Here is a 25,276-nt window from a genome sequence, read left to right as displayed (position 1 = left end):
GATCGTTAAGATGGCTGCTCCCGAAACGATCCTCAGCGTCAAGGACCTGCGCGTCCGCTTCCGCACCCTCGATGGCGCGGTCGATGCCGTGAAGGGCATCAACATCCACGTCAATGCCGGGGAGACGGTCGCCGTGGTTGGCGAATCCGGCTCCGGCAAGAGCCAGACCATGATGGCGGCGATGAGCTTGTTGGCGTCCAACGGCGAGGCGACCGGCAGTGTCGACTATCGCGGCCGCAACCTCCTGAAGCTGAGCAAATCCGAGCTGAACAAGGTCCGTGGCGCCAAGATCAGCATGATCTTCCAGGAGCCGATGACCTCGCTTGATCCGCTCTATTCGATCGGCAACCAACTGATCGAGCCGATCCGCCGGCACCGCGGCCTTGGCGCGGCGCAGGCGAGGGAGGAGGCGCTCAAGCTGTTGCGGCTGGTGCACATTCCCGATCCCGAGCGCAGGATGAAGTCCTACCCGCACGAAATGTCGGGCGGCCAGCGCCAGCGCGTGATGATCGCCATGGCCTTGGCCAACGATCCCGACATCCTGATCGCCGACGAGCCGACGACGGCGCTCGACGTAACCATCCAGGCGCAGATCCTGATGCTTCTGGCCGAACTGCAGCGCAAGCTCGGCATGGCAATTGTCTTCATCACCCACGACCTCGGCATTGTCCGCCGCTTCGCCGACCGGGTCTACGTCATGCGCCAGGGCGAGGTCGTCGAGGAGGGCGAGGCGGAAGCCATCTTCGTCAACCCGCAGCATGCCTACACGAAAATGCTGCTGGCCGCCGAGCCCACGGGCACCAAGGCGCCGCCGCCCGCCAATGCCCCGGTGCTGCTCGAAGCCAGGAATGTCGAAGTGACGTTCAGGATCGGCGGCGGATTTCTCGCCGGCGAGCCGCTGATGCTGCGTGCCGTCGATCACATCTCTATCCGGCTGCAACGCAACCAGACCATCGGTATTGTCGGCGAGTCGGGTTCAGGCAAGTCGACGCTCGGCCGCGCCTTGCTGCGGCTGTTGCCGAGCGACGGCCTAATCCGTTTCGGCGATCGCGACATCTCCCAGGCCGACCGCCAGGCGATGCGGCCGCTGCGGCGCCAGATGCAACTCGTCTTCCAGGATCCGTTCGGCTCGCTCTCGCCGCGCATGACCGTCGGACAGGTCGTCACCGAGGGGCTGCTGGTGCATGAGCCGAATCTTTCGGGCAAGCAGCGTGATCAGCGCGCCGTCGAGGCGTTGCGTGAAGTCGGTCTCGATCCCAATGCGCGCAACCGCTATCCGCACGAATTCTCCGGCGGTCAACGGCAGCGCATCGCCATCGCGCGCGCCATGATCCTGAAGCCCAAGCTGGTGGTGCTGGACGAGCCGACCTCTGCGCTCGACCGCTCGGTGCAAAAGCAGATCGTCGAACTGCTGCGCAAGCTGCAGGCCGACCATGAACTGTCCTACCTGTTCATCAGTCACGATCTCTCTGTCGTGCGTGCCATGGCCGACTACATCATCGTCATGAAACAGGGCAAGATCGTCGAGGAGGGGCCGACCGAGGCTATCTTCAGCAATCCGCAGGATCTCTATACGCAAACGCTGATGAATGCGGCCATCGATGTCACGCGGTTTCGCCTGAGCGCGTGAGACAGGCGCCCTCGGGTCAAAGGCGCCAAAACGCTACTGTTCGCTCAGTTGGCGGACCTCGGGCAATTGCGCGCCCTTGCCGCGACAATGGCATCTTGCTGCTGCTTCAGCCGCTCGATTCGGGCAGTCTCGCGATTGGCGACGGCAGCCGTGACGCGCGAGCCTCCCAGCAGCCATCGTGGAACGTTGGTCTTGGCGACCTTGCCTCGGGTGATTGCGGTCCGAGAGATTTCGCTGGCGGTTATTCCCAGCGCATTGTTCAGCTCTACGCACGTCATCCGATCGTATTTCGCGGGATTGACTGATCCTCCGATCGATGAACAGCCCGCGACAAGACACAGGGCAAGCACAGGTACGAATGCAGGGCGTGCCATCGAAATCAACTCCATGTCCGCAACCTCGCTCAGTGCTCTCATTTCGGCGGTGATCATACCGCCGAACCATAGCTTGCCGCCATCTCGTCAAAGGTTATGCCTCCGCCCAGCGCAATCGGCATGCGGATGGCAGCAAAAGCGTGGGGTCAAACAAGATGCCAGCGCACCCTCGGCAGGTTTTCTGGGAATGCTGTATCTAGATGGGGTTTCTGTCGGCGGCAGTTTTCGGGAACCGCTAAGTCTTTGTTTTTCTGGTCGGAGTGGCAGGATTTGAACCTGCGACCCCCTCGTCCCGAACGAGGTGCGCTACCAGGCTGCGCTACACTCCGTGACCAGACCGCGGGCTTATAGCTGCCGTCCTTCGTTCCTGCAAGCGGCAATGGCAGCACTTCTGTCGCATTTCCGGTGCTTTCGTCACGCATTGCCCACGGGGCGCGGGTTTCCCACAGGATAAACACGGCTTAAAGGCTTGTGTGGTAAGCAGTCGACCGTCGCTGCCTCGAAACACTTTGATTCCAGCCGCTTGGAGTTTTGCTGTCTTGCCCTTGACGATCGTTGGCGATGCCCGGCCCAACACCTTTGAATTCGAGACATCCGCGCTGGTCAAGCCGTCGGGATTTCGCGAATATGACGCGCGCTGGTGGTTCGGCCATCCCAACTCCGGGGTCCCGCCGGAACTTAACCTGATCGGCGTCCAGGCACTGGGCATGGGCCTCGGCACGCTTATCCGGCGCCTAGGCGCCGGGCCGGATATCGTCACGGGACATGATTTCCGCTCCTATTCGCTTTCCATCAAGCTGGCGCTGGTGTCCGGGCTGATGGCCGCCGGCGCGCGGGTCAAGGATATTGGCCTTGCCCTGTCGCCCATGGCCTATTTCGCACAGTTCGCGCTCGATACGCCATCGGTCGCCATGGTCACCGCCTCGCACAACGAGAACGGCTGGACCGGCGTCAAGATGGGAGCGGCGCGCCCGTTGACGTTTGGGCCGGAGGAAATGAGCGCGCTGAAGGAGATCGTCCTGTCCGGCGCCTTCGATCTCACCGGCGGCGGCTCTTACGATTTCGTCTCCGGTTTCCGCGAGACCTATCTGGACGACTTGGTTGGGGACAAGCGCATCGCGCGAAAGCTCAGGGTGGTCGCCGCGTGCGGCAACGGCACCGCCGGCGCCTTTGCTCCGGAAGCGCTGGAGCGGATCGGCTGTGAAGTGATTCCGCTGGATGTCGAGCTGGATCACACCTTCCCGCGCTACAATCCCAATCCCGAGGACATGCGGATGCTGCATGCGATCCGCGACAAGGTGCTGGAAACCGGCGCCGATGTCGGGCTTGGCTTTGACGGCGATGGCGACCGTTGCGGTGTCGTCGACAATGAAGGCAACGAGATCTTCGCCGACAAGGTCGGCGTCATGCTGGCGCGCGACATCTCGAGCCAGCATCCCGGCTCGACCTTCGTCGTCGACGTCAAATCGACCGGTCTCTTCAAGACCGATGCCGTATTGCAGGCCAATGGCGCGGCCACCGACTATTGGAAGACCGGGCATTCCTACATAAAACGTCGCGTGGCCGAGCTCGGCGCGGCCGCCGGCTTCGAGAAATCCGGCCACTTCTTCTTCAATCCGCCGATCGGGCGCGGCTACGATGATGGTCTGGTCACCGCCATCGCCATCTGCCAGATGCTGGACCGCAACCCGGGGCGGTCGATGGCCGATCTTTATCGCGCGCTGCCGCTGACCTTCGGCACGCCGACCATGTCGCCGCACTGCGACGATGCGCTGAAATATGGCGTTGTCGAGCGCGTTGTCTCCGACTTCCAGGCAATACAACAAGCCGGCGAGATCTTTGCTGGCCAGAAGATTGTCGAACTGGTCACCGTCAATGGCGTGCGTGTCGTTGCGGAGGACGGTACCTGGGGCCTGGTCCGCGCATCGTCGAACAAGCCGGAGCTTGTCGTCGTGGTGGAGAGCCCGGTATCGTCTGAACGTCGCCGCCAGATGTTCGACGGCGTCGATGCCCTGTTGCGCCGCAGCCCTGAAGTCGGCGCTTACAACCAGACATTTTGAACGGGAAGCTTATGACCGAACGTATCGTCAGTTTTGTCATGAGCGGTGGCGTCGGCTCGCGGCTATGGCCGCTGTCGCGTGAGGACAATCCCAAGCAGTTCCATGACCTGTCGGGTGACGGTTCGATGCTGGCCAAGACGCTGCGCCGGCTGAAGGCGCGGCCAAGCGGCGAAACGCCGATTTTCCTGATTGCCTCTGAGCGCCACGCGGATCGCGTTCATGCCGATCTTGCCGGGCTCGACCTCGCCGGCGGCGGGCCGCTGTTCGAGCCGACCGGCCGCAATACCGCGGCGGCCGTGGCGTTGGCGACGCTGCGCACCTTGTCGCAATACGGTGACAGCCTGGTTCTGGTCGTGCCGTCGGACCATGAGATCGCGACCGCGCAGCACTTCTGGCACAGCATCGAGGCAGGCTGTACGGCGGCGCGCGCGGGCAGGCTGGTGGTGTTCGGCATCAAGCCTAGCCAGCCCGAGACGGGTTACGGCTATATTGAAGTCGCCGCCGAAAAGGACGGCATCTGTGACGTGTCGCGTTTCGTGGAAAAGCCCGACCTTGCCACCGCGCAGAGCTATCTGGCGGCCGGAAACTTCTTCTGGAATACCGGCATCTTCCTGTTTCGCGCCAGCGCCATGCGCGACGCCTTCCTGGCGTTCCAGCCGGAAATATGGGATGCCACCGAGGCGGCCTATCGGGCTGCGACGACGGATCTTTCCGGCCTCTACATGCCGCTGGAACTCTATGCCGCCATTCCGTCGACCTCGATCGACTATGCGATCATGGAACACGCAAGGCACATTGCCATGGTGCCGGCCTCCTTCCGCTGGAACGATCTTGGCTCCTGGCAGTCGCTGCTCGATGTCGGCCCGTCCGACAACCAGGGCAATGTTATCGTCGGGGACGTCGTCGCCATCGATTGCGAGAACTCCTACATCCGCAGTGACGGCCGCCTGTTGTCAGCAATCGGACTGAAGGACGTTGCCATCGTTTCGACCGTCGACGCGACCTTCGTTGCTCCTGTCAGCCATAGCCAGCACGTCAAGAAGATCGTCGAGCAACTCGAAAAGAGTGGCCGGCTGGAAACAAGGTTCACGCCTGCCCACGATCGCGTCATCGAAAGTGGGGCGTGGCGCCGGCGCGTGCATCACTGGCTGTTCCAGGAGACATTGCCGCTCTGGTCCACGATCGGCGTCGACGAGCGTCACGGCGGTTTCCACGATACGCTGGGTTTTGACGGCCGGCCGCTGATGAAGCCGAAGCGCATGCGCACGCAGGCCAGGCAGGTCTACGCTTTCGCGGTCGCCAAGGCGCGCGGGTGGGACGGCCCGGCCGACCGGGTGATCAGCCATGGAATTCAGTTCATGGCCGGAAATGGTCGCACCGAAAAGGGCGGCTGGGTGCGCACGCTGAATGTTGACGGCTCGGTCGCCGACGCCGCCGAGGATGCCTACGATCATTCCTGTGTGCTTCTGGCGCTGGCGCATGCGCATATGTGCGGCAACCCAGATGCTCTGCGGCTGGGTGAAGAAACCTTCGTCTTCCTCGACGCCCATCTCGAGGATAGCCGCATGACCGGTTTTCTCGAGACATCGAGCGGGGAGGGCGAGCGGCGCTCCAATCCGCATATGCATATGCTCGAAGCGTTCCTGGCCTGGCACCAGGCGACCGGTGACCGCGCCTATCTGCGTCGCGCCGCGCGGATCATCGACCTGTTTCGCAGCCATTTCTTCGACAGCGAAAGCTGGACGCTCGGCGAGTACTTCAATGCCGAGTGGAAATCATCCGCTGGCGAGAAAGGGACCTGGACCGAGCCCGGCCACCACTTCGAATGGGCCTCGCTGCTGGTCGATTTCGCGGAACGCAGCGGCCAGACGGAACTGACGGGCTTTGCCAGAAAGCTCTACGCCTCGGCGATCGCCAACGGTCTCAACCGCGCCACCGGCCTGGCCTATGGCGCCGTCTCACGGCAGGGGCTGCCGCTCGATCTGATATCGAGAAGCTGGCCGCAGGCGGAAGCGATCAAGGCCGCTATAGCCTTGGACGGTTCAGGCGGTCCCGACCTGAAACCGGAGATCGAGGCTCGTGTCGGCCGGCTGTTCCGCTGGCATATCGATCCCGCGCCGCTCGGTCTGTGGATAGACCGGATCGATGAACGCGGGCGCTCGCTCGCAGCCGACGTCCCGGCCAGCATCTTCTATCATCTGGTCTGCGCGCTGACGCAGTATCTCGACAGCACGATGGACAAGTCGGCGTAGGCTGGGATCAATAGGGGCTGGCGACATCCCCGGTCTCGACATAGATCGATTTCAGCTGCGAATAGAGCGCAAGTGCCGCCAGCGAATTCTCGCGGCCTATGCCGGACTGCTTGAACCCGCCGAAGGGAAGCTCGACCGGAGTGAGGTTGTAGGCGTTGATCCAGCAGGTGCCGGCCTGAAGCTCGGCGATGACGCGGTGCGCGCGCGGCAGGTCGCGGGTGAACACGCCAGCGGCCAGGCCGAACTCGGTGTCATTTGCGCGGTCGATCACCTCGTCCTCGCCGTCGAACTTCAGCACGCTCATCACCGGTCCGAAAATCTCCTCGCGCGCGATTCGCATGGTGTCGGTAACGCCCGTAAAGACAGTCGGTTCGACGAAGAAACCTCGGTCAAACCCTTGCAGCGATGGCACATTGCCGCCACAGGCGAGCGTCGCGCCGTCCTGCTTGCCGATCTCTATATAGCCGATGACCTTTTCATGCTGCGCCTTGGAGACGAGCGGGCCCATCTGCGTCTCGGGGTCGAGCGGATCGCCAATGCGGATATTCTTCGTCCGCTCGATCAGGCGGCCGACGAAGCGGTCATGGATGCCGCTTTGAACGAAGACGCGCGTGCCGTTCGAGCAGATCTGGCCGGTCGAATAGAAATTGCCGAGCATGGCGCCGCCGATGGCGTTCTCGATGTCGGCATCGTCGAAGACGATCAGCGGCGACTTGCCGCCGAGTTCCATGGTGGCGTGCTTCATCTTGGAACCGGCAAGCGACAGAACCTTGCGGCCGGTTGGCACCGAGCCGGTCACCGAAACCTTGGCGACGACATCATGACCGACAAGGCCGGCGCCGACATCGCCATAGCCTTGCACGACGTTGAACAGGCCGTCGGGCAGGCCGGCCTCCGTGTAGATCTCGGCGAGTGCCAATGCCGACAGTGGCGTGTTTTCAGACGGCTTGAACACCATCGCGTTGCCCATGGCGAGTGCGGGCGCGGATTTCCAGCCAGCGATCTGGATCGGATAATTCCAGGCGCCGATGCCGACGCAGACGCCGAGTGCCTCGCGCCGCGTATAGGCGAAGGGTCCGCCAAGATCGACCGACTCGCCGTTATAGGCGGCGATCACACCGCCAAAGTATTCCAGGCAGTCGGCGGCCGAAGGTGCGTCCGCCACCAGCGTTTCCTGGATCGCCTTGCCGGTGTCGAGTGTTTCGATGCGGGCAAGGTCGGCATTGCGCGCCCGCAAGATGTCGGCTGCGCGGCGCAGGATGCGCCCGCGCTCGACCGGCTTCAACCGTGCCCAGGCGGGCTGTGCCGCACGCGCGGCCTCGACGGCCAGTTCCAGTACATTCGGTGTCGCCGAACGCAGCATCGCGATGGTCTCGCCCGTCGCCGGATAGATGACCGGCAGCGGCGCACCTTGCTCGTCGTCGATGTAGCGTCCATTGACATAGTGCGATGCCGTGGGCTGGGCGCGCATGCTTTCTCCAAATCGTCTATCGCCAGGCGGGGCGGCTCAATCTATCGGGTGGATCATGCTCTATCTGTCCGACGCCTGCCAGCGCGGATTGATCCATGGTTCCTGGTTGGAAGGCGCCAGCGGCGTGCGGCCCAGGATGTGGTCGGATGCCTTCTCGCCGGTCATGATCGACGGCGCATTGAGGTTGCCATTGGTGACGCGCGGGAAGATCGAGGAATCGGCGACTCTCAACCCTTCGACCCCGATGACCCGGCATTCCGGATCGACGACGCTCGTGACATCGTCGGCGCGGCCCATCTTGCAGGTGCCGCAAGGATGGTAGGCACTCTCGGCGTGGTCGCGGATGAAGGCATCGAGATCCTCGTCCGACTGGACGTGTGAGCCGGGCGATATCTCCTGGCCGCGATAGGCGTCGAATGCCGACTGGCCAAAGATGTCGCGCGTCAGCCGGATGCAGTGACGGAACTCTGTCCAGTCATCCGGATGCGACATGTAGTTGAATCGGATGACCGGCTTCGATTCCGGGTCCGGCGAGCGTAGCGTAACCGATCCCCGAGACTTGGATCGCATCGGCCCGACATGGGCCTGGAAGCCGTGCGACTTCGCTGCCGCCTTGCCGTCATAACGCACAGCCGCCGGTATGAAGTGGTACTGGATATCGGGGTAATCGACGCCGGCACGCGAGCGCACGAAGGCCGCCGCCTCGAAATGATTGGTCGCGCCGAGTCCCGATTTGAAGAACAGCCACTGCGCCCCGATCAATGCCTTGGAGAATGGGTTCAGCACCGAGTTGAGCGTGATCGGCTGGGTGGATTCCTGCTGGATGTAGAGTTCCAGATGGTCCTGCAGGTTGCGGCCGACGCCGGGCCTGTCGGCGACGACGGCTATGCCGTTTTCCCTGAGATGCTCGGCCGGGCCGATGCCGGAAAGCATGAGGATCTTGGGCGAATTGATCGACGAGGCGGCGACGATCACTTCGCGCCTCGCCTTGATGACCTGGATTTGTTTATGGGCCTCGATTTCGACGCCGACGGCGCGTTGATTCTCGACGATCACCCGCCGGGCGAAACCCTTGACCAGGCTCACATTCTTTCGCTTCAACGCCGGCTTGAGATAGGCCGATGCCGCCGACCAGCGGCGGCCACCGCGGATGGTCTGCTCCATCGGCCCAAAACCCTCCTGCTTGGAGCCGTTGTAGTCGTCGGTCAGCTCGAAGCCGGCCTGGCGGCCCGCCTCGACGAAGGCGCCGTAGAGCGGATTGCGTCGCGACCCGCGTTGCACATGCAGCGGGCCGCCGTGGCCGCGCCAGCCATCCTCGCCGCCATCCGAATCTTCCATGCGCTTGAAATAGGGGAGCACGTCGGCAAAGCCCCAGCCCGACGCACCGTCTTCGGCCCAATGATCGAAGTCGCGGGCATGGCCGCGCACATAGACCATGCCGTTGATCGAGGATGAGCCGCCTATGACCTTGCCGCGCGGCGTCGCCAGCACACGGCCGCCAAGATGCGGCTCCGGCTCGCTGGCAAAGCCCCAGTCGTAGAGGCTCATGTTGAGCGGGATCGACAGCGCCGACGGCATCTGGATCAGCGGCCCGATATCGGTGCCGCCGAATTCGATGACGATGACCGAATGCTTGCCGTCTTCCGACAGGCGATAGGCCATGGCCGAACCGGCCGAGCCGGAGCCGATGATGACGAAATCCGCTTCAAGCATGGTTCATATGCGCCATAAAATCGGCGAGCGAGACGTTGCCGCCAGTTGCCACCACGAGCACGGTCTTGCCCGTTACATCCACCTTGCCGCCGAGCAGCGCCGCCAGCGACGCCGCGCCCGAAGGCTCAAGCACCAGCTTCATCCGCTCGAAGGCAATGCGCATGGCGCGACGCACCGAAGCGTCATCGACGGTGATGCCGCTAACGCCGGCGGCCTTCACCGCCGCGAACGGCGCGTCGCCCGGCTTGCGCGCCATCAGGCCGTCACAGATCGACTGCGGCCCGATCGGCATGGTTTCGATGGCGCCATGCGCCAGCGAGGAGCCCATTCCGTTGAAGCCCTCCGGCTCGACGCCGATGATCTGTGTGCGAGGCGACAGATAGTGGAAGGCAAGCGAAACGCCGCCGATCAAGCCGCCGCCGCCGACCGAGCAGAACAGCAGGTCGGCGCTTGCGCCCTTGGCCTCAAGCTGGTCGAGAGCCTCAAGTCCGGCGCCGGCCTGGCCGGCAACGATTTCCGGGTCGTCGAATGGATGCAGCAGCGCCAGGCCTTCAGTTTCGGAAATTTCGCGTGCCTTCGCTGCCGCGACTTCCTCGCGTGCGCGGTCACCATGATCCGTCAGGACCACGCGTGCGCCGTAGCCGGCCGTGGCATCGCGCTTGGCGGCCGGAGCGTCGATCGGCATGACGATGGTTACGGGGATGCCGAGCGCCTGGCCGGCGGCGGCCAGCCCTTGCGCGAAATTGCCCGACGAATAGGCGACCACACCCTTCTTCGCTTCGCCAGCCGAAAGCCGCTTCAAACGCCAATAGGCGCCGCGTATCTTGAACGATCCCGCCCATTGCAGAGATTCCGGTTTGATGAAGACGCGGGCCGCGCCCGTCTCTCTGGCCAGGGCTGCTGATTCCAGCAGTGGCGTGATCTGCGTCGCTCGGGAGGTGACGGCGTAGGCCTGCTTGAGATGATCGAGGGAGGGGACAAGAACTTCGGCCATTTATTCGCCTCGCGGAAAACGCTTTTGCTCTTCGAGCACGTTGAGATCCATGTGGTTGCGCATGTAGCGTTCGGATGCTTTCTGCAGCGGCTGGAACTCCCAGGGATAGTGGGTGCCGTTGCGCAGCGCCGGATAGACAACCCATCGGCGGGCCTGGCTCGCGCGTACGGCGGCATCGAAAGCGGCCATGTCCCAGCGGGTCCGAACTTTGTCGATAAACGCCGCGACCAGCGCGGCATGCGCAGGGTCCTCGGCAAGATTGATGAGTTCCTTGGGATCGGATTCAAGATCAAACAGTTGCGGCGGGTCGATCTCGCAATGGATGAATTTGTAGCGGCCGTCGCGGATGGCCACCAGCGGGGCGTTGGACCCTTCGGCCGCGTACTCCATAAGCACTGGCGCGGTGCGTTTCTGGCCGTGCAGTCGCGGCAGCAGTGACTGGCCATCGGTCCATGGCATGATCGCGCTCATGTCGATGCCGGCCAGATCGCAAAGCGTCGGCGTCACGTCGAGATTTGACACCGGCGTATCGATCAGGCCGGCTGGAATGCCTTTCCCGGCGATCATCAGAGGAACGCGCGCCGAGCCCTCGAAGAAGCACATCTTGAACCATAGTCCGCGCTCGCCGAGCATGTCGCCATGGTCCGAGCAGAACAGGATGATGGTGTCGTCGAGCATCCGGGTGCGCTCCAGCACCGACACCAGTTCGCCGACCTTGTCGTCTACATAGGAGATGTTGGCGAAATAGCCGCGCCGCGAGCGGCGGACCTGCTCCGGCGTGATGTTGAAGCTGTCATAGTCGCTGGCGCGGTAGAGCCGCTGGGAATGCGGGTCTTGGCTGTCATAGGGGATGAAGCCGACTTCCGGATCGAGGGCCGGGCAGTCTTCGTACAAATCCCAGTATTGCCGGCGCGCGACATAGGGGTCGTGCGGATGGGTGAAGGAAACCGTCAGGCACCAGGGACGATGCGAGGCGTCGTCGGAGACGCGGGCGAAATCGTAGAGTTTCTGCACCGCATGGAAGGCGACCTCGTCGTCATATTCCATCTGGTTGGAAATCTCGGCAACACCGGCGCCGGTCACCGAACCCAGATTGTGATACCACCAATCGATGCGCTCGCCGGGCTTGCGATAGTCCGGTGTCCAGCCGAAATCGGCCGGGTAGATGTCGGTGGTCAACCGTTCCTCGAAGCCATGCAACTGGTCCGGCCCGACAAAATGCATCTTGCCAGACAGCACGGTGTGATATCCGTCCGAGCGTAGATGGTGGGCATAGGTCGGGATCGACGAGGCGAACTCGGCGGCATTGTCATAGACCTCGGTGCGCGAGGGCAACTGGCCACTCATGAACGAGGCGCGGCCGGGCGCGCAGAGCGGCGAAGCCGTGTAGTTGTTTGCAAAGCGCGCGGAGCGTGCGGCAAGCGCCCTTAGATGCGGTGCGTGCAGGAAGTCAGCCGGCCCGTCCGGAAACAACGTGCCGTTGAGCTGATCGACCATGATGATCAGGATGTTGGGTCGTTTGGTCGTCACTGTGCCTGCCGCCGGTTGAGTTTCGTTTCGAGATAGTCCTCGACCAGTGCGATCGCGGTCGCGGCATCGGGCACGCCGTCCTTCAGCGCGCGCCTGATATAGAGCCCGTCGATCAGGGCGGCTGTCGCCTCAGCGACGCGGTCGGCTTCGCTTCTGGGCAGGATGCCGGTCAGCCCGCTCATCAGGTTGGAATGCAGGCGCCGCGCATAGACCCTCAGCAGCCGGCGCAACGCAGACGATTTCTGCGCCTCGACATAGAAGGCGAGCCATGCGGCAATTGTTTCCGGCTGGAACTGGAGATCGGAGAAGTTCACCGCCACGACCGCCGAAACGCGCTCGCGCGGCGTACTGGCGCAACCAAGGGCGCGCAGCGTGTCGGCCGTCAGCTCGGCCAGGATGTGCCGCATCGTCGCCAGCAACAGTTCATCCTTGGCGCCGAAATAATGATGGGCCAGCGCCGAGGACACACCGGCACGTCCGGCGATTTCGGACATGGTCACGTCGAGCGAACCGCGCTCGCCGATCGCCGAGATCGTCGCATCGATCAGCGCCTTGCGGCGCAGTGGCTCCATTCCGACTTTCGGCATTGTTGTTCCCGCTCTAGCCGCAAGATTATTTTTTATTGACGGATCAATCAACAAAAATCCAGTCCGATTTTCCGCCGAGGCTCAACCGATTGTGTGCGGCTGCACCTTCACAAGCCTTGCAAATGGTTCAGTGTTGAACAACATTAACGGAGTGTACGCCGCAGCGTCTGCTAGGCTGTCGCGAGTATGGAGGTTGCCATGACTGCATGCATCGTCGGCTGGGCGCATTCGCGCTTCGGCAAGCTCGAAGGCGAGACGCTGGAGAGCCTGATCACCAAGGTTGCAATCGAGGCGCTCGACCATGCCGGCATAGGCCCGGACGATGTCGACGAGATCGTGCTTGGCCATTTCAACGCCGGCTTTTCCGCACAGGATTTTACCGCCAGCCTCGTCCTCCAGGCAGACGACCGCCTGCGCTTCAAGCCGGCCACACGCGTGGAGAATGCCTGCGCCACAGGATCGGCGGCGGTCAGGCAAGGCATCCGTGCCATCGATGCAAACGCGGCCCGTATCGTGCTGGTGGTCGGGGCGGAGCAGATGACGACGACGCCCGGGCCTGAGATCGGCAAGAACCTGCTGAAGGCGTCCTATCTGCCCGAGGATGGCGACACGCCGGCGGGCTTCGCTGGCGTCTTCGGCAAGATCGCGCAAGCGTATTTCCAGCGATATGGCGACCAGTCGGACGCACTGGCGATGATCGCCGCCAAGAACCACAAGAACGGTGTCGACAATCCCTATGCGCAGATGCGCAAGGATTTCGGCTATGAGTTCTGCCGCCAGGAGAGCGAGAAGAACCCATTCGTGGCCGGTCCCTTGAAGCGCACCGACTGCTCGCTGGTGTCGGACGGCGCCGCCGCACTCGTGCTTACCGACACCTCCACCGCGCTAAAGATGCGCCGTGCGGTGACTTTCCGCGCCAACGAACATGTGCAGGATTTCCTGCCGATGTCGAAGCGCGACATCCTGGCCTTCGAAGGTTGCGAGCAGGCCTGGAGCCGGGCGCTGAAGAATGCTGGCGTGACGCTTGATGATCTCTCCTTCGTCGAGACGCATGACTGCTTCACCATTGCCGAACTGATCGAATATGAGGCGATGGGTCTGGCCAGGCCTGGCGAGGGTGCAAAGCTGGCCATGAGCGGCGAGACGGCGAAGGACGGCCGGCTGCCGGTCAATCCGTCGGGCGGCCTGAAGTCAAAGGGCCACCCGATCGGCGCCACCGGTGTTTCGATGCATGTGCTGACCGCCATGCAGCTCGTCGGCGAGGCCGGCGGCATCCAGGTGCCTGGTGCCAAACTCGGCGGCATCTTCAACATGGGGGGCGCCGCGGTCGCCAATTACGTTTCAATCCTCGACCGGATCAGATAAAAGCGGCCCGCATTCGCGGGGTACTCATGACAAATCCGGTTCTGGTTGAAGTTCTGCGCGGCACGATCGTCGAGAGCGCGCATCGCGGTGCCATCGCGGTTTTCGATGCCGACGGCAAGCCCGTCTGGGAAATCGGTGACACCGCTCGGCCGGTGTTTCCACGCTCGGCCGTCAAGGCGATCCAGGCATTGCCGCTGGTCGAAAGCGGTGCGGCCGATGCCTATGGCTTCGGTAACCGCGAACTGGCGCTCGCCTGCGCCTCGCATTCAGGCGAGCCAGAGCATGTCGAACTGGCGCGGTCGATGCTCACACGGGCTGGGCTCGATGAAACCGCCCTGGAATGTGGCCTGCATTGGCCGTCCAGCCATGACGCGACGATCGCACTCGCGCGCGCTGGTGGCTCGCCGAACGCCCTTCACAACAACTGTTCCGGCAAACACTCAGGCTTTCTCTGCACCTGCGTCCACATGGGCGTCGCGCATAACGGCTACGTCAAGGCCGGCCATGCCGAGCAGGAGATGGTGCGGGACGCCATGCAGGCGGTGACCGGCGCGGCCCATGGTGCCGACGAGCGTGCGACCGACGGCTGTTCGATCCCAACCTACGCAGTGCCGCTGCGCAGTTTCGCGCTCGGCTTTGCCCGGATGACCACCGGGGCAGGTTTGGGTGCGCTGCGTGCCAAGGCCGCAAAGCGCCTGCTTTCCGCGTGCATGGCCGAGCCGTTCCTGGTCTCGGGTAGCGGCAGAGCCGATGTTGCACTGATGGGCGCGGCGCCGGGGCGGATTTTCGTCAAGACCGGAGCCGAGGGCGTCTACTGCGCGGCACTCCCCGAACTTGGTCTCGGCATTGCGCTCAAATGCGACGATGGCGCGGGCCGTGCGGCCGAAACCATGGTGGCCTCGGTCATTGCCAGGCTGCTGCGTTCGGACGAGGTGCTGGCGGCAAAGCTGGTCAAGCTGGCAAGCGCACCCATCGAAAGCCGCGTCGGTGCCAAGGTCGGCTCGCTTCGGCCAACCGCTGCCTTCAACTGACGCGATTGCGCTCGACCGTCAGATGCGCATAGCCGGCATTGCCTGACGCGGCGAGGTCGGCGGTTACGGCTTGTGCCCAGCGCTGGCCGATGACCGCGCCGTTCCGCGCGCTGTCGATGACGTTGTCGGAGATGACGGCCGTGCCCGCGCCTTCAACAACGGTCACGACGATGCCGGTGCCGACCTTGCGGATGATGTTTCCGGTCGCCACCACATTGCGCATGTAGGGGCCCCAGCCGATCTGCATGCCGTAGAGCGGTGCATTCTCGATGACATTGCCGGAAACCGAGGCGTCGGCCTCCACACTGATGCCGACGCCAAAACCAGGTGGATCAGCAGGGTAGGGGCCACTGCTTGAGAGGTTGCGCACGATGTTGCCGGCGCACACGCCCATGCGGCCGCCTTCGTTGAAATTGACAATGGAGATCCCGTTGGCTGCGCCATCGACGATGTTGTTGCCGATGATGGCGCCTTCGAACGCGAATTCGGAATAGACAGCCGTCTCGCCCGACCGAGAGCAGGTGTTGCCGGTAATCTGCAGGTTGCTGGAACTGTTGGCCCGGATCGCCGAAAAGGCGCAGTCAGAAACGACGTTGCCGGCGATGACGACGTTGCCGGCGCGAAAGGCATTGATGCCGTTGCCATTCTGGCCGGTTCCGCCACTGCGTGCCTGGATGCGCTCAACGCGGTTCCCCGTCACCATGGTGCCGTCTTCCGCCGCTTGCCAGCGATGCACGAGGATGCCGCCATTGGCACAGTCGGACACGTGATTGCCAGTGATCGTCAGCCCGCCGGCTTCGACCGAATAGATGCCGGCATCAGCGGCGCCGGAAATCTCGGAACGTTCGACGCGTCCCGAAGCGCGTTCGAGCGCAAGCCCGTTCTTGCTGCTGCCGGTGAGTTGGCAGTTGTCGATCACAAGGTGCCCGACCCGACGCAGATCGAGCAGGCCCTGCGCATAATCACCCATCCAGCGGTTTGTGCCGTCGAACACCAGTCCTGTGAGTTCGACATGGTCGGCCTGTTCGGCCATGAACAGGTGGCCATTGCCGCCATAGACGATGCGCGTTGCGCCCGGCACACCGGAAAGACGTACGCGGCTGGGCAACGACAGGTTGGACACGACATAGGTGCCGGGCGGCAGGAACACCGGCATGTCGCGATCACTTGCGTTTTGGAGCAACTTGGCGAAAGCCTTGCTCTGGTCGTCAAGAGCGCCAGGTTGAACTCCGAGATCGGTCGCGTTGATCGATCCGCGCATCGATGCTTTCTCGATGCCGGGCAGGCCGGCGGCCATTGCCTTGCCAAGCGATAGCCCGATGACGGCAAAGCCGGCGGTTCCCGCGAAAAATGTTCGTCTGTTCAACATCGGCACAGTTCCCTGGCTCCAGCCCGCCACGCCGCAGGATTCGTGCCAGGCGCGCCGCCTTGGGGACCGACATGTCGGCGATGGCTTGTCGACCAGCCTTTCCGCGCCTAAGTTCAGTGAATGAGCAGAGCTTTCACACGCGAAGAAGACAGCGAAAACGCCATTGCCGGCATCGGTGAGCGTCCGATCAGCCCGCACCGCAATCTCGTGACGGAGCGCGGCCTGGCGATGATCGAGGAGAATCTCGCCGACTTGCGCGACATCTTGGCGAAAGCGGAGAGGAAGGCGGATCGCGAACGCATCGCGGTTGTGTCGCGCGATCTGCGCTACTGGACCGCCCGCCGTGAGAACGCTGAACTGTCCGTGCCTGAGCCCGGCAGCGACCAGGTGCGCTTCGGCATGGGCGTTACCCTGCAGGGCGATGACGACAGGAAGGTGCACTGGAAGATCGTCGGCGAGGACGAGGCCGATCCGGCCAAGGGCACGATTTCGCATGTGTCGCCGATGGCGGTCGCCCTTTTCGGCAAGAAGGTCGGTGATGTCGCCGTGGTCAACGACAAGGAATGGGAAATCGTCAAGCTCTCCGAGAGCTAGTCCGTTCTCTTCAGTTACCCAGCATATTCACTCGGTCGACAGCAGCCGGTCCAGCAAACGATCCGCAGCCTCTGGAATGACCGTGCCGGGCGGGAAGATTTCCGCCGCACCCGCTTCCATCACCGCGTCATAGTCCTGCGGCGGGATGACGCCGCCGGCGACGATCACCACGTCGCTGCGTCCCAGCCTTTTCAGCGCATCGCGCAGTTCGGGAATGAGAGTCAGGTGGCCTGCCGCCAGCGACGAGGCGCCGACGACATGGACGTCGTGTTCGACCGCGAGCTTCGCGATCTCCTCCGGCGTCTGGAACATGGCGCCCACGGTGACGTCGAAGCCGAGATCGGCAAAGGCCGTGGCGATCACCTTCTGGCCACGGTCGTGCCCATCCTGTCCCATTTTGGCGACCAGGATGCGCGGCTTGCCGCCAAACTTCTTCTCGAAGGCTTCGAGCTTGGCCTGCAGCCCGTCTACCACGGCGTTGTCGCCAAGCGCCTTGCGATAGACGCCGGAAATGGTCTGGACGGTAGCGACGTGGCGGCCAAAGGTTCTTTCCAGCGCGAACGAGATTTCGCCCACGGTGGCATTGGCGCGCGCGGCGCGGATGGCGAACTCCAGCAGGTTTTCGTTGCCCTCCGCCGCGCGGGTGAGATCATCGAGCGCGCTCTCGACGGCGCCCACGTCACGCGTGCCCTTTAGTCGCTGCAGCTTGGACAATTGCCGGGCACGGACCTCGGCATTGTCGATCTTCAGCACATCGACCTCGATGTCCGTCTCCGGCCGGTGCGCGTTGACCCCGACCAGCATCTGCTCGCCGGAATCGATGCGCGCCTGGGTGCGCGCTGCCGCTTCCTCGATCCGCAGCTTCGGGATGCCCTTTTCCGTTGCCGCCGCCATGCCGCCGAGGGTTTCGACCTCTTCGATATGGCCAAGTGCGCGCGCCGCGAGGTCATGCGTCAGCCGTTCCAGATAGGCGGAGCCGCCCCACGGATCGATAATACGCGTGGTGCCGGATTCCTTCTGCAGGATGAGCTGCGTGTTGCGGGCGATGCGGGCGGAATGGTCGGTCGGCAAGGCCATGGCCTCGTCGAAGGAGTTGGTATGCAGCGACTGGGTATGGCCCTGCGTCGCCGCCATCGCCTCGATCATGGTGCGGATGATGTTGTTGTAGGGATCCTGCGCCGTCAGCGACCAGCCCGAGGTCTGGCTATGCGTGCGCAACGACAGCGAACGCTCGTCCTTGGGCGAAAAATTCTTCGTCATCAGGGTCGCCCACAACAGGCGCGCGGCCCTGAGCTTGGCGACTTCCATGAAGAAGTTCATGCCAACCGCCCAGAAAAAGGACAGGCGCGGCGCGAAGCGGTCGATATCGAGGCCGGCCGCGACGCCGGCGCGGGCGTATTCGATGCCGTCGGCGATCGTATAGGCAAGTTCCAGATCGGCCGTGGCACCGGCCTCCTGCATATGATAGCCGGAGATCGAAATCGAATTGAACTTCGGCATGTTCTTCGATGTGTAGGAGAAGATGTCCGACACAATCCGCATCGAGGGCTTGGGCGGATAGATGTATGTGTTGCGGACCATGAACTCCTTCAGAATGTCGTTCTGGATGGTACCCGCGAGGTCCTTTTGCGCAACGCCCTGTTCTTCTGCCGCTACGATGTAGAGCGCCATGATGGGCAGCACCGCGCCGTTCATGGTCATCGATACCGTCATTTCGTCGAGCGGAATGCCGTCGAAGAGTTGCCGCATGTCGAGTATGGAATCGATGGCGACGCCGGCCATGCCGACATCGCCGGCAACGCGTGGATGATCGCTGTCATAGCCGCGATGCGTGGCAAGATCGAAGGCGACTGACAGGCCTTTCTGGCCGGCGGCGAGATTGCGCCGGTAGAAGGCATTGGATTCTTCGGCGGTCGAAAAACCTGCATATTGCCGGATCGTCCATGGCTGCTGGACATACATGGTCGGATAAGGACCGCGCACGAATGGCGGCACGCCCGGATAGGTATCGAGATGCGGCACGCCCTTGAGGTCGGCCTGATTGTACAGATGCTTGACCACAAGGCCTTCCGGCGTCAACCGCTGGCCCTTGATCTCGACCGGCACGCGTCGCGGCGGCACCCATCCGATCTGGCTGAAATCCGGTATCAAGACGCGCCTCCGATCGATTGATCGATACGGGCCGCAAACAGGGGCTCGCAGACCGCCACGCCTTCGATGAATGGGGGGCGGCGCTCCGCTGCCAGCGTCTCGACCGGCCGCTCGTTTTTCAACGGGTAAAGTGTCGTGCCGACGATTGCCCGTTCGCCGGCTTGGTAGGCTGCATTGCGTCGCGCGGCCGCGGCGTGAACGCGTTTCTGGATATGTCCTTCCTGAAGGCTGGCAAGCACGCCGCCTTCCGCTTCGATCCGCTGCAATTCTGTCCACGCCGCCTGGCAGAGTTCCGCGGTTAGCGCTTCGACGGCACCGGAACCATAAGCCGGGTCGGCGACATGACCGATATGGCTTTCATTGGCCATGATCAGTTGGGCGTTGCGGGCGACGCGCCGGGCAAACCCCGCCGGAAGGCCGTGCACGATCGTGTGCGGCAGGATGGAGATTGAATCCGCGCCGCCGGCCGCGGCGGCAAAGCCGGCAATCGTAGTGCGCAGGATGTTCGTCTCCGGGTCTGCCGCCGTCATCATGCGAAACGACGTTTCGGCGTGGATACTGGCGGTGGAATGGGGGATCGAGCAGGCCTCCTGCGCGCGTGCCCAGAGCCGGCGCAAGGCACGGACCTTGGACATCGACAGGAACTGGTCCTGGTCGACGCTGAGCGCGAAGCCGATATGGGGTGCCGCATAGACAAGTGGCTGCCGCGCCTTCTCGAACATTCTGAGATAGGATACGGCCGAAGCCAACATGATGCCGAGCTCTTGCGCCTCCGTAGCGCCCGCATTGTGGAAGACGCGCCCGTCGGCTTCGAGCAGCACACCGGGGACGCCCATCGAGAAGAAATGCGCCAGCGATTGCGGCATCGATTCCTGCAGCGCTTCGATCGACATGCGGAGCCGCCCGGTCCCTGCGAGGATCGCCGCGGGATCAATGCCGAAGGACAGGTTGAGCTTTGCCGGATCAGACCGACGCTTGCTCAGGAACGCCACCAGCCAGTCGGCCATCGGACGGCTCCAGGGATGGGTGTCGATGCGGACCTGCACGCGATTGAGGGGTACGCCCTCGAGCACGGTCTCCAGTGCCTTTGCCGTTCTCGGCAGGCCGTAGCCGAACGCGTTGGGAGCGCCTTCGAAGACAAGCGACAATCCGGTGGCGCCCTGCGCCACGTCTTCCAGCGCCTGAGCCTTGGCGCGGCCGACGTCCGGATCGTCGATGCGCTGGCTGACGATCCAGGGCGATCTCGGGTTTGCACGCACGATCGGCTCGCCCGCGGTCGAACGGTCGTAGAGCGGCTCGATCCGGACGTTGTCGTCCGTATGAGAGACGAGCTTCTCCTCGAAGGATGCGCCGGCGAGCGCCTTTTCCGCGAGAGCCAGCCATCGCTGCCTGTCTGCGTTCGCAATCGCGTCATCGTGGATCAAGGCACCAGCGCCCATCCGCTTTCCTCGTTTTTTCGGCCGCACCAGCCTGGAGATGTCAGTCTACGGTTCCCAGCCCGATATCACAATGCAACATGGCGCGGCGATGTTCCACACCGCCCATGATCTGCATTGCAAACCGTCAACCGATTGCCAAACGTTGGGAAAATCCGCAAGCTCCAAAAGGCCATTTTCGAGTGTAGCCATTGTCGCTTCCGGACGGCGTCACTATACCTTCGGCGGTGACCAAATCAGGTTTTGCGGAGACGGGACAAAATGGCTGACGACACGAGTATTTTCATCGGCGCCAGCCGCAAGCCGGACGACAGCTACCAGCGCGCGGAACAATTGTTGCTGCAATATGGCAACCGCCATGGCCTCGTGACTGGCGCCACTGGCACGGGCAAGACCGTGACCTTGCAGATTCTGGCGGAAGGCTTTTCGAATGCCGGAGTGCCGGTCTTCTGCGCCGACATCAAGGGCGACCTGTCGGGAATCGCAATGATGGGCACCGCTCAGGATTTCCTGGTCAAGCGAGCCAAGCAGGTGAAACTCGAACCCTATGATTTCCAGGAGTTTCCGGTGATCTTCTGGGATCTCTTCGGCGAGCAGGGGCATCCGATCCGCGCCACCGTTTCGGAGATGGGGCCGCTGCTTCTGTCGCGCCTGATGAACCTGACGGATGCGCAGGAGGGCATCATGAATATCGCCTTCCGTATCGCCGACGAAGAAGGCCTGTTGCTGCTGGATATGAAGGATCTGCAGGCGCTTCTTGCCAACATCGCCGAGCGTTCAGATGAAATCAGCACCCGCTACGGCAATGTCACGAAGCCGTCGGTCGGGGCCATCCAGCGCACGTTGCTGGTTCTCGAGCAGCAGGGTGCGGTGCATTTCTTCGGCGAGCCGGCGCTGAGGATATCGGACATCATGCGGACAACCCGTGACGGGCGCGGCGCCATCAGCGTGCTCGCCGCCGACAAGCTGATGATGAACCCGCGGCTCTACGCCACCTTCCTGCTGTGGCTGATGTCGGAACTGTTCGAGGTGCTTCCGGAAGTCGGCGATCCCGACAGGCCGAAACTCGTCTTCTTCTTCGACGAGGCGCATCTGCTGTTCGATGAAGCGCCCAAGGTACTGGTCGATCGGGTTGAACAGGTGGTCCGCCTGATCCGCTCGAAGGGCGTCGGCGTCTATTTTGTCACCCAGAACCCCCTGGATATCCCTGAGAAAGTCCTGGCCCAGCTTGGCAATCGCGTACAGCACGCGTTGCGCGCCTATACGCCGCGTGAGCAGCAGGCGGTGAGGACGGCGGCTGAAACCTTCAGGCCAAACCCCGACTTCGACTGTGCCACGGCGATTACTCAACTCGCTACCGGTGAGGCGCTTGTCTCGACACTGGAGGCCAAGGGCATTCCGTCCATGGTTCAGCGAACGCTGATCCGGCCGCCGTCTTCGCGGATGGGACCGATCACGCCGGACGAGCGCCGCAAGCTGATTCAGGAAAGCCCGGTCGCGGGCCAATACGACGAGGTAATCGATCGAGAATCGGCCTTCGAGATGCTGCAAAAAAAGGCGCAAGATGCTCAGGACGCCGAAGAGCAGGCGCAGCAGCAAGGCAGTGGAGGCTCACGCTGGACCATTCCAGGTTTCGGCAATGACGATCCGGCTCCGCGGTCCACCGGGCGGCGGGCGCCAGCACCTCGCCCGTCCAATCGCCAGACGGTGACGGAGGCCGCGATCAAATCTGTGGTGCGTTCGGTCGGCTCGTCGGTTGGAAGGGCGATCGTTCGGGGCATCCTCGGCAGCCTCTCGCGAGGCCGCTAGATCGCAGCAAAAAGGCCTGTCCGGTTTCAGCCGGACAGGCCTCCTATTGTTACCGCTCATCGGATCAAAGGACTGATTTTACGGCGCAAAGGCAGCGCTCAGCCGGTCGGCACGCCACTATCGATCGCAATGCCCTTGTGGTTGGTCCCCGCCGTGGGGTCACTGACGTCGGCCGTGACGATGACCGGAGTCTTGCTCGGCACGCGGTCGTAGAGATCGATGATGTCCTGGTTCATCAGGCGCACGCAGCCGGACGAGACCGACTTGCCGATGGAGCGCCATTCCGGCGAGCCGTGCAAGCGGTAGAGCGTGTCCTGGTTGCCTTGGAAAAGGTAGAGCGCGCGCGCGCCAAGCGGGTTCTTCAGGCCACCGGGCATGCCGCCATTGCTGGCGCTGTATGGCTTCAGTTCCGGCTGACGGGCGATCATCTCGTCCGGCGGAGTCCATTTCGGCCATTTCTGCTTCCATTGCACGACGGCGTCGCCCGACCACGCGAAGCCGGCGCGGCCAAGGCCGACGCCATAGCGGATCGCTTCGCCGCCCGGGCGCACCAGATAGAGGAAGTGATTGGTCGTATCGACGACGATTGTTCCCGGCTTCTGACCGGTCGGATCCTGAACGATCTGACGCAGAAAGCGCGGGTCGATCTTGTCGACAGGGATGGCTGGGAGGTCGAAGCCGCCATCGCTGACAGCGGCATACATGGTCACATAGTCGGCCAGCGGAGGTTCGACATAGGCTGGCTGCGGAGGATTGACAGCCACCGGACTGGTGGTGGTGCAAGCGGAAACGGCGACCGAGGCGGCACCAAGGGCCGCGACATTGAGAAAGCCGCGGCGGCTGAGGCGAAAGGGGGGCGATTCAGGTATGGACATGGTTGCCTTTTTAAAGTCTCAAATCGCAACAAAGCGTGAATACGCCGTTGCGCGTGTAGTGCTCGACCTAACACTTGGCGCGATAGGCGGTTCCAAATCTGGCCTCAGGGTGGACAAAGAAAGGCAAAGCTGTGACCGCGCTACCACTGTTGCGTGATCGCAACATGTCGGGCGTTCAGCCGCTAGCCACCAGCGCTTCCAGCGACGGCAGGATCAGGGCAGGTGGGAAATCCCGATATTCCTCAGGCTGGTTGCTGCGATTGATCCAGACGGTCCGGAAGCCGAATTTTGTCGCGCCGGCTATATCCCAGCGATTGGACGACTGAAAGGATACCGCGCCAGGGTAGAGCCGCCAGCCGGTCGCAACCATGTCGTATACCGACGGATCGGTCTTGAACCGCCTGACGGTGTCGACGGAATAGATGTCGTCCAGCACCTGGTCGAGCGCGGCGGACTTGACGGCCGCTTCCAGCATTTCAGGCGAGCCGTTGGACAGGATTGCCAGTCTCGCCCCCGATGCCTTGAGTGCCTTGAGGACGGCCGGCACCTCGGGATAGCAGTCGAGCCGCCAGTAGGCGTCCAGCAGCTTGGCCTTGAGACCCGTATCGGCGGACGGAACCTTGCGCAACGCAAAATCAAGCGCCTGTTCGGTAAGTTGCCAGAAATCGGCATAGGCGCCCATAAGCGTCCGCACCCAGGAATACTCCAGCTGCTTGGCACGCCAGATTTCCGACAGTAACTGGCCATCGGGTCCGATCTGGTCGGCGTGACGACGGACGGCGGCATGGACGTCGAACAACGTGCCATAGGCGTCGAAAACATAGGCCGCGTAATGCATGAAGCCAGTTTTGGAACCGCTCGGCACCGCGTGCAAGCCCTGATTGGGCCTGGCACGGCGGATTTTGACGCCACGCGGCGTGGCGCTGGCCCCAACAAATCTCGGCCATGCCGGTTGACGGCACCCGCCAAAGCATCTTCCAATGGTTGCACAAGACAGTATCGCAACGGAACGAAGCAATGACATTGGCAGAAGCGGCGCAATCCGCGACATGGACTTTCGTGGATGGTGACTGGTACGAAGGCAACGTCGCCATCCTGGGGCCGCGCAGCCATGCCATGTGGCTTGGCACCAGCGTGTTCGACGGCGCTCGCTGGTTCGAGGGTGTGGCCCCGGATCTCGAACTCCATGCCGCCAGGGTCAATTCTTCCGCGATAGCGCTGGGCCTCAAGCCGTCAATGCGCGCGGAACAGATCGTCGGTCTGACTTGGGACGGGCTGAAGAAATTCGACGGCAAGACGGCGGTTTACATCAGGCCGATGTACTGGGCCGAGCACGGCGGTTACATGGGTGTTCCGGCAGACCCGGCATCGACGCGCTTTTGCCTTTGCCTCTATGAATCGCCGATGATTGCGCCGACCGGTTTCTCGGTGACGGTGTCGCCGTTCCGCCGGCCGACCATCGAGACAATGCCGACCAATGCCAAGGCGGGCTGCCTTTATCCCAACAACGGCCGCGCCATTCTCGAAGCCAAGATGCGCGGTTTCGACAATGCCCTGGTACTCGACATGCTGGGCAACGTCGCAGAGACCGGAAGCTCGAACATTTTCCTGGTCAAGGACGGCCATGTGCTGACGCCAGCGCCGAACGGCACATTCCTGTCAGGCATCACGCGCTCGCGCACCATGACGCTGCTTGGAGATTATGGGTTCAAGACCACCGAAAAGACGCTGTCGGTGCGGGATTTCCTCGAAGCGGACGAGATTTTCTCGACCGGCAACCACTCGAAGGTGGTTCCCGTCACCCGCATCGAGGATCGCAATCTGCAGCCCGGACCAGTGGCCAAGAAAGCGCGCGAGCTTTATTGGGATTGGGCACATTCGACGCCGGCTCGATGATGGGGTTCAAGCCCTCGTGTTTTGACGCAGGTTTCCATCGCAAAACCGTGTGACAGTTTTCCCGAACCTGCTTAGAAAGGGAACCGGCACTTCATTCTGGAGTTGTCCCAACTCAATCCAGACCTATCTTACTCCGGTA

At 62.8% G+C, this 25,276-nt stretch carries 19 protein-coding genes and 1 tRNA gene; 8 read left to right on the top strand and 12 right to left on the bottom strand.

Translation table 11 applies throughout. The features are described from left to right. Positions 1-10: 10 nt before the first annotated feature. Positions 11-1,630 carry an ABC transporter ATP-binding protein gene (locus ACO07C_RS09205; RefSeq protein WP_421913861.1) on the top strand — a complete coding sequence of 540 codons (1,620 nt, stop codon included), beginning with the start codon at positions 11-13 and terminating at the stop codon, positions 1,628-1,630. Between the two features lie 44 nt (positions 1,631-1,674). On the opposite strand, the gene ACO07C_RS09200 is transcribed toward ACO07C_RS09205, so the two are convergent. Continuing rightward, entirely contained in the window at positions 1,675-2,019 is a 345-nt protein-coding gene (locus ACO07C_RS09200; protein WP_421917478.1) for a hypothetical protein, read from the bottom strand. Positions 2,020-2,256: 237 nt separating this feature from the next. After that, positions 2,257-2,333, bottom strand: a tRNA-Pro gene (locus ACO07C_RS09195). A gap of 210 nt (positions 2,334-2,543) precedes the next feature. On the opposite strand from ACO07C_RS09195, the gene ACO07C_RS09190 reads away from it, so the two are divergent. Beyond that, complete coding sequence (locus ACO07C_RS09190; RefSeq protein ID WP_421913860.1) at positions 2,544-4,064, top strand: phosphomannomutase/phosphoglucomutase; 1,521 nt, start codon at positions 2,544-2,546, stop codon at positions 4,062-4,064. A gap of 11 nt (positions 4,065-4,075) precedes the next feature. Then, entirely contained in the window at positions 4,076-6,316 is a 2,241-nt protein-coding gene (locus ACO07C_RS09185; RefSeq protein WP_421913859.1) for a mannose-1-phosphate guanylyltransferase/mannose-6-phosphate isomerase, read from the top strand. Positions 6,317-6,323: 7 nt separating this feature from the next. On the opposite strand, the gene betB is transcribed toward ACO07C_RS09185, so the two are convergent. The 5 genes from betB to betI are packed head-to-tail and all read right to left on the bottom strand — an operon-like array spanning position 6,324 to position 12,611. Further along, positions 6,324-7,787: a betaine-aldehyde dehydrogenase gene (betB, locus tag ACO07C_RS09180; RefSeq protein ID WP_421913858.1), complete on the bottom strand. Its 1,464-nt coding sequence runs from the start codon at positions 7,785-7,787 to the stop codon at positions 6,324-6,326. Positions 7,788-7,847: 60 nt separating this feature from the next. Beyond that, the gene (gene betA / locus ACO07C_RS09175) at positions 7,848-9,500 is read right to left on the bottom strand and encodes a choline dehydrogenase (RefSeq protein ID WP_421913857.1); all 1,653 of its coding nucleotides are present in this window, start codon (positions 9,498-9,500) and stop codon (positions 7,848-7,850) included. Then, the gene (locus tag ACO07C_RS09170) at positions 9,493-10,494 is read right to left on the bottom strand and encodes a threonine/serine dehydratase (RefSeq protein WP_421913856.1); all 1,002 of its coding nucleotides are present in this window, start codon (positions 10,492-10,494) and stop codon (positions 9,493-9,495) included. The genes betA and ACO07C_RS09170 overlap by 8 nt, the downstream gene beginning before the upstream one ends. Next, complete coding sequence (gene betC, locus ACO07C_RS09165; RefSeq protein WP_421913855.1) at positions 10,495-12,024, bottom strand: choline-sulfatase; 1,530 nt, start codon at positions 12,022-12,024, stop codon at positions 10,495-10,497. Continuing rightward, positions 12,021-12,611: a choline-responsive transcriptional repressor BetI gene (gene betI / locus ACO07C_RS09160; RefSeq protein ID WP_421913854.1), complete on the bottom strand. Its 591-nt coding sequence runs from the start codon at positions 12,609-12,611 to the stop codon at positions 12,021-12,023. The genes betC and betI overlap by 4 nt, the downstream gene beginning before the upstream one ends. Positions 12,612-12,809: 198 nt before the next feature. Between betI and ACO07C_RS09155 the strand changes: the two genes are divergently transcribed. Together ACO07C_RS09155 and ACO07C_RS09150 are read left to right on the top strand one after the other, a co-directional pair. Then, positions 12,810-13,976 carry an acetyl-CoA acetyltransferase gene (locus ACO07C_RS09155; RefSeq protein ID WP_421913853.1) on the top strand — a complete coding sequence of 389 codons (1,167 nt, stop codon included), beginning with the start codon at positions 12,810-12,812 and terminating at the stop codon, positions 13,974-13,976. A 26-nt stretch (positions 13,977-14,002) separates the two neighbouring features. Continuing rightward, positions 14,003-15,007: an asparaginase gene (locus ACO07C_RS09150; protein ID WP_421913852.1), complete on the top strand. Its 1,005-nt coding sequence runs from the start codon at positions 14,003-14,005 to the stop codon at positions 15,005-15,007. Here the strand turns inward: ACO07C_RS09150 and ACO07C_RS09145 are convergent. Further along, positions 15,000-16,376: a TIGR03808 family TAT-translocated repetitive protein gene (locus ACO07C_RS09145; protein WP_421913851.1), complete on the bottom strand. Its 1,377-nt coding sequence runs from the start codon at positions 16,374-16,376 to the stop codon at positions 15,000-15,002. The two genes, ACO07C_RS09150 and ACO07C_RS09145, sit on opposite strands and share 8 nt — an antisense overlap. A gap of 120 nt (positions 16,377-16,496) precedes the next feature. On the opposite strand from ACO07C_RS09145, the gene greA reads away from it, so the two are divergent. Continuing rightward, complete coding sequence (gene greA / locus ACO07C_RS09140) at positions 16,497-16,970, top strand: transcription elongation factor GreA (RefSeq protein ID WP_421913850.1); 474 nt, start codon at positions 16,497-16,499, stop codon at positions 16,968-16,970. A 27-nt stretch (positions 16,971-16,997) separates the two neighbouring features. Here greA and scpA read toward each other — a convergent pair whose 3' ends face one another. Then, complete coding sequence (gene scpA / locus ACO07C_RS09135; RefSeq protein WP_421913849.1) at positions 16,998-19,121, bottom strand: methylmalonyl-CoA mutase; 2,124 nt, start codon at positions 19,119-19,121, stop codon at positions 16,998-17,000. Then, positions 19,118-20,560 carry a methylmalonyl-CoA mutase subunit beta gene (locus ACO07C_RS09130; protein ID WP_421913848.1) on the bottom strand — a complete coding sequence of 481 codons (1,443 nt, stop codon included), beginning with the start codon at positions 20,558-20,560 and terminating at the stop codon, positions 19,118-19,120. Before ACO07C_RS09130 ends, scpA begins: the two co-directional genes overlap by 4 nt. Positions 20,561-20,818: 258 nt before the next feature. On the opposite strand from ACO07C_RS09130, the gene ACO07C_RS09125 reads away from it, so the two are divergent. Then, a complete protein-coding gene (locus ACO07C_RS09125) occupies positions 20,819-22,366 on the top strand; it encodes a helicase HerA-like C-terminal domain-containing protein (RefSeq protein ID WP_421913847.1) in 1,548 nt (515 codons plus the stop codon). Between the two features lie 98 nt (positions 22,367-22,464). Here ACO07C_RS09125 and ACO07C_RS09120 read toward each other — a convergent pair whose 3' ends face one another. After that, on the bottom strand, positions 22,465-23,241 hold the full coding sequence (locus ACO07C_RS09120; protein WP_421913846.1) for a L,D-transpeptidase: 777 nt from the start codon (positions 23,239-23,241) through the stop codon (positions 22,465-22,467). A gap of 175 nt (positions 23,242-23,416) precedes the next feature. Further along, the gene (locus ACO07C_RS09115; RefSeq protein ID WP_421913845.1) at positions 23,417-24,079 is read right to left on the bottom strand and encodes a haloacid dehalogenase type II; all 663 of its coding nucleotides are present in this window, start codon (positions 24,077-24,079) and stop codon (positions 23,417-23,419) included. A gap of 179 nt (positions 24,080-24,258) precedes the next feature. Here ACO07C_RS09115 and ACO07C_RS09110 point away from each other — a divergent pair, with 179 nt between their 5' ends. Continuing rightward, positions 24,259-25,137: a branched-chain amino acid aminotransferase gene (locus ACO07C_RS09110; RefSeq protein ID WP_421913844.1), complete on the top strand. Its 879-nt coding sequence runs from the start codon at positions 24,259-24,261 to the stop codon at positions 25,135-25,137. The last annotated feature ends 139 nt before the right edge of the window (positions 25,138-25,276 follow it).

Origin of the sequence: Mesorhizobium sp., assembly GCF_965229135.1 — a bacterium.
GTDB lineage: Bacteria > Pseudomonadota > Alphaproteobacteria > Rhizobiales > Rhizobiaceae > Mesorhizobium.
This window is presented reverse-complemented; position numbering and strand designations above follow the sequence as displayed.

Bases quoted from the DNA above. Each gene is read 5' to 3' on its own strand.
- ACO07C_RS09145 (WP_421913851.1), bottom strand. From the start codon at position 16,376: ATGTTGAACAGACGAACATTTTTCGCGGGAACCGCCGGCTTTGCCGTC.
- ACO07C_RS09115 (WP_421913845.1), bottom strand. From the start codon at position 24,079: ATGCATTACGCGGCCTATGTTTTCGACGCCTATGGCACGTTGTTCGAC.
- ACO07C_RS09155 (WP_421913853.1), top strand. From the start codon at position 12,810: ATGACTGCATGCATCGTCGGCTGGGCGCATTCGCGCTTCGGCAAGCTC.
- ACO07C_RS09170 (WP_421913856.1), bottom strand. From the start codon at position 10,494: ATGGCCGAAGTTCTTGTCCCCTCCCTCGATCATCTCAAGCAGGCCTAC.
- ACO07C_RS09150 (WP_421913852.1), top strand. From the start codon at position 14,003: ATGACAAATCCGGTTCTGGTTGAAGTTCTGCGCGGCACGATCGTCGAG.
- betB (WP_421913858.1), bottom strand. From the start codon at position 7,787: ATGCGCGCCCAGCCCACGGCATCGCACTATGTCAATGGACGCTACATC.
- ACO07C_RS09125 (WP_421913847.1), top strand. From the start codon at position 20,819: ATGGCTGACGACACGAGTATTTTCATCGGCGCCAGCCGCAAGCCGGAC.
- betA (WP_421913857.1), bottom strand. From the start codon at position 9,500: ATGCTTGAAGCGGATTTCGTCATCATCGGCTCCGGCTCGGCCGGTTCG.
- greA (WP_421913850.1), top strand. From the start codon at position 16,497: ATGAGCAGAGCTTTCACACGCGAAGAAGACAGCGAAAACGCCATTGCC.
- ACO07C_RS09110 (WP_421913844.1), top strand. From the start codon at position 24,259: ATGACATTGGCAGAAGCGGCGCAATCCGCGACATGGACTTTCGTGGAT.
- ACO07C_RS09120 (WP_421913846.1), bottom strand. From the start codon at position 23,241: ATGTCCATACCTGAATCGCCCCCCTTTCGCCTCAGCCGCCGCGGCTTT.
- ACO07C_RS09130 (WP_421913848.1), bottom strand. From the start codon at position 20,560: ATGGGCGCTGGTGCCTTGATCCACGATGACGCGATTGCGAACGCAGAC.
- betI (WP_421913854.1), bottom strand. From the start codon at position 12,611: ATGCCGAAAGTCGGAATGGAGCCACTGCGCCGCAAGGCGCTGATCGAT.
- ACO07C_RS09200 (WP_421917478.1), bottom strand. From the start codon at position 2,019: ATGGAGTTGATTTCGATGGCACGCCCTGCATTCGTACCTGTGCTTGCC.
- ACO07C_RS09205 (WP_421913861.1), top strand. From the start codon at position 11: ATGGCTGCTCCCGAAACGATCCTCAGCGTCAAGGACCTGCGCGTCCGC.
- ACO07C_RS09185 (WP_421913859.1), top strand. From the start codon at position 4,076: ATGACCGAACGTATCGTCAGTTTTGTCATGAGCGGTGGCGTCGGCTCG.